This window comes from Pseudomonas sp. 43(2021) (genome assembly GCF_017490805.1).
GTDB lineage: Bacteria > Pseudomonadota > Gammaproteobacteria > Pseudomonadales > Pseudomonadaceae > Aquipseudomonas.
Genome location: NZ_JAFGYJ010000057.1, coordinates 1 through 4,498, shown reverse-complemented (window position 1 = coordinate 4,498; position 4,498 = coordinate 1). Strand labels below are relative to the sequence as shown.

Annotated in this window: 1 protein-coding gene; it reads left to right on the top strand. The window is 61.0% G+C overall.

Annotated elements, in window-relative coordinates; all coding sequences use genetic code 11:
* On the top strand, positions 1-4,498 hold a 4,498-nt coding region (locus J5M71_RS25625; RefSeq protein WP_347709875.1), incomplete at both ends, for an immunoglobulin-like domain-containing protein.

Below are 4,498 nucleotides of genomic sequence, written 5' to 3'. Positions count from 1 at the left end.
CGGCTGTGGATGCAACCGGTGCGACTTTCGAAAATCTGCAGCTGGGTGGTGCCGCTACGGTTCAAGTGACCGACACCACCGACGAAGTGGTGGCCAAACTGACCGCAACCCCTTCGGTCACCGAAGGCGGCGAGATCACCTACACCATCACGCTGACCAACAAAGACGGTCTGCCGATCAACAATCACGGCGCGCTGACCTTCACCCTGAGCGACGGCAAGACCGTTATCACCGTGCCGGCCAACGGCACGACTGGTTCGGTCACTGTGACTGCCCCGGACAACGTGTATGTGGGTGCTAACGATCCGGTCGTGAAGTCCATTGCTACCGTTGATGGCGTTGACGTCGGCAAGTTCGAGCAGCTGACCCTGGACAAGACCCCGGTCAGCACCACCGTCACCGACGAGCCGGGTACCCCGGGCAACGAAGGCGACCTGGTACAGGTCACCATCACTGCCGATCAGGCCTCGGTGGCCGAGAACGTCAATCCGACCTTTACCGTGCACATCAACCAGGCGCTGGCCCACGACCTGGTCGTGACCCTGAGCAACAACGCCCAGGTCACCATCAAGGCTGGGGAAACCAGTGCACCGTACACCCATGCGGCGCAAGGCGATGACGTCTACAACGATGCTGGCCAGATCAGCCTGGGCATCAGTTCGGCTGTGGATGCAACCGGTGCGACTTTCGAAAATCTGCAGCTGGGTGGTGCCGCTACAGTTCAAGTGACCGACACCACCGACGAAGTGGTGGCCAAGCTGACCGCGACCCCTTCGGTCACCGAAGGCGGTGAGATCACCTACACCATCACGCTGACCAACAAAGACGGTCTGCCGATCAATAACCACTCGGCCCTGACCTTCACCCTGAGCGACGGCAAGACCGTCATCACCGTGCCGGCCAACGGCACGACTGGTTCGGTCACTGTGACTGCCCCGGACAACGTGTATGTGGGTGCTAACGATCCGGTCGTGAAGTCCATTGCTACCGTTGATGGCGTTGACGTCGGCAAGTTCGAGCAGCTGACCCTGGACAAGACCCCGGTCAGCACCACCGTCACCGACGAGCCGGGTACCCCGGGCAACGAAGGTGACCTGGTCAAGGTCACCATCACTGCCGACCAGGCCTCGGTGGCCGAGAACGTCAATCCGACCTTCACCGTGCACATCAACCAGGCGCTGGCCCACGACCTGGTCGTGACCCTGAGCAACAATGCCCAGGTCACCATCAAGGCTGGCGAAACCAGCGCAGCGTACGAGCACGCGGCGCAGGGCGATGATGTCTATCTGGATAGCGGCGAAATCACCCTCGGCATCACCTCGGCGGTGGATGTCGATGGTCGGCCGTTCGAAAACCTGCAGTTGGGTGGCGCCGCCTCGGTTCAGGTTACTGACACGATCAGCGAAGTTGTGGCCACACTGACAGCAACCGAGACCGTAACCGAAGGTGGTCAGATCACCTACACCGTGACCCTGACCAACCAAGACGGTCTGCCGATCAGCAACCACTCGGCATTGACCTTCACCCTGAGCGACGGCAAGACCACTATTACCGTGCCGGCCAACGGTACCACGGGTTCGGTCACCGTAACGGCCCCTGACAACGTCTATACCGGTGCGAACGCACCGGTCGAGCAGAGCCTGAAATACGTCAGCGGCGCTGATGCGTGGAAATTCGAGCACCTGACGTTGAACGAAACCAAGGTTAGCACCGAGGTCACCGACGAGCCTGGTTCGGGTACCCCGGGCACCGGCAACCAGGGTGACGTGGTCAAGGTCACCATCACTGCTGACCAGACTTCGGTAGCCGAGAACGTCAAACCGAGCTTCACTGTGCATATCAACACTGCACTGGATCATGACCTTGTCGTGACCCTGAGTAACGATGCACAGGTCACCATCAAAGCCGGTCAGACTTCGAGCGAACCTTATGTCCATGCGGCACAGGGTGACGACGTCTATCTGGATAGCGGCGAAATTTCCCTCGGCATCAAGTCGGCGTCGGACATCGACGGTCGTACCTTCGAGAACCTGCAACTGGGCGAGAACGCTTCGGTCAAGGTTACCGACACAATCGACGAAGTTGTGGCAAAACTGACTGCAACCGAGACTGTCAGCGAAGGTGGACAGATCACCTATACCGTGACCCTGACCAACAAAGACGGTCTGCCGATCAACAGCCACTCGGCCCTGACCTTCACCCTGAGCGACGGCAAGACCGTTATCACCGTCCCGGCCAATGGTACGACCGGTTCGGTCACCGTGACCGCCCCGGACAATGTCTATAGCGGTGCGAACGCTCCGGTCGAGCAGAGCTTGAAATACGTCAGTGGCGCTGATGCATGGAAATTCGAACAGCTGACGCTGGACGAAACCAAGGTCAGCACCGAAGTCACCGACGAGCCTGGCTCGGGCACCCCGGGCACCGGCAACCAAGGCGACCTGGTGCAGGTCACCATCACCGCCGATCAGGCGTCGGTGGCCGAGAACGTCAATCCGACCTTCACCGTGCACATCAACCAGGCGCTGGCCCACGACCTGGTCGTGACCCTGAGCAACAACGCCCAGGTCACTATCAAGGCTGGGGAAACCAGTGCACCATACACCCATGCTGCGCAAGGCGATGACGTCTATAACGATGCTGGCCAGATCAGCCTGGGCATCAGTTCGGCTGTGGATGCAACCGGTGCGACTTTCGAAAATCTGCAGCTGGGTGGTGCCGCTACGGTTCAAGTGACCGACACCACCGACGAAGTGGTGGCCAAGCTGACCGCAACCCCTTCGGTCACCGAAGGCGGCGAGATCACCTACACCATCACGCTGACCAACAAAGACGGCTTGCCGATCAACAATCACGGCGCGTTGACCTTCACGCTGAGCGACGGCAAGACCGTTATCACCGTACCGGCCAACGGCACGACTGGTTCGGTCACCGTCACTGCCCCGGACAACGTCTACACCGGCGCCAACGACCCTGTGGTCAAATCGATCGGTTCGGTCACTGGCGCTGACGTCGGCAAGTTCGAGCAGCTGACCCTGGACAAGACTCCGGTCAGTACCACCGTCACCGACGAGCCGGGTACCCCGGGCAACGAAGGCGACCTGGTACAGGTCACCATCACTGCCGACCAGGCCTCGGTGGCCGAGAACGTCAATCCGACCTTCACCGTGCACATCAACCAGGCGCTGGCCCACGACCTGGTCGTGACCCTGAGCAACAATGCCCAGGTCACCATCAAGGCTGGGGAAACCAGTGCACCGTACACCCATGCTGCGCAGGGCGATGACGTCTATAACGACGCTGGCCAGATCAGCCTGGGCATCAGTTCGGCTGTGGATGCAACCGGTGCGACTTTCGAAAATCTGCAGCTGGGTGGTGCCGCTACGGTTCAAGTGACCGACACCACCGACGAAGTGGTGGCCAAACTGACCGCAACCCCTTCGGTCACCGAAGGCGGCGAGATCACCTACACCATCACGCTGACCAACAAAGACGGTCTGCCGATCAACAACCACTCGGCCCTGACCTTCACCCTGAGCGACGGCAAGACCGTCATCACCGTGCCGGCCAACGGCACGACTGGTTCGGTTACCGTCACTGCCCCGGACAACGTCTACACCGGCGCCAACGACCCTGTGGTCAAATCGATCGGTTCGGTCACTGGCGCTGACGTCGGCAAGTTCGAGCAACTGACCCTGGACAAGACCCCGGTCAGCACCACCGTCACCGACGAACCTGGCTCGGGCACCCCGGGTACCGGCAACCAAGGCGACCTGGTGCAGGTCACCATCACCGCCGATCAGGCGTCGGTGGCCGAGAACGTCAAGCCGACCTTCACCGTGCACATCAACCAGGCGCTGGCCCACGACCTGGTCGTGACCCTGAGCAACAACGCCCAGGTCACCATCAAGGCTGGGGAAACCAGTGCACCGTACACCCATGCGGCGCAAGGCGATGACGTCTACAACGATGCTGGCCAGATCAGCCTGGGCATCAAGTCCGCTGTGGACGTTGATGGTCGTACCTTCGAGAACCTGCAACTGGGCGGCGACGCTACGGTCCAAGTGACCGACACCACCGACGAAGTGGTGGCCAAGCTGACCGCGACCCCTTCGGTCACCGAAGGCGGTGAGATCACCTACACCATCACGCTGACCAACAAAGACGGTCTGCCGATCAACAATCACGGCGCGCTGACCTTCACGCTGAGCGACGGCAAGACCGTTATCACCGTGCCGGCCAACGGCACGACTGGTTCGGTCACCGTCACTGCCCCGGACAACGTCTACACCGGCGCCAACGACCCTGTGGTCAAATCGATCGGTTCGGTCACTGGCGCTGACGTCGGCAAGTTCGAGCAACTGACCCTGGACAAGACCCCGGTCAGCACCACCGTCACCGACGAACCTGGCTCGGGCACCCCGGGTACCGGCAACCAAGGCGACCTGGTGCAGGTCACCATCACCGCCGATCAGGCGTCGGTGGCCGAGAACGTCAA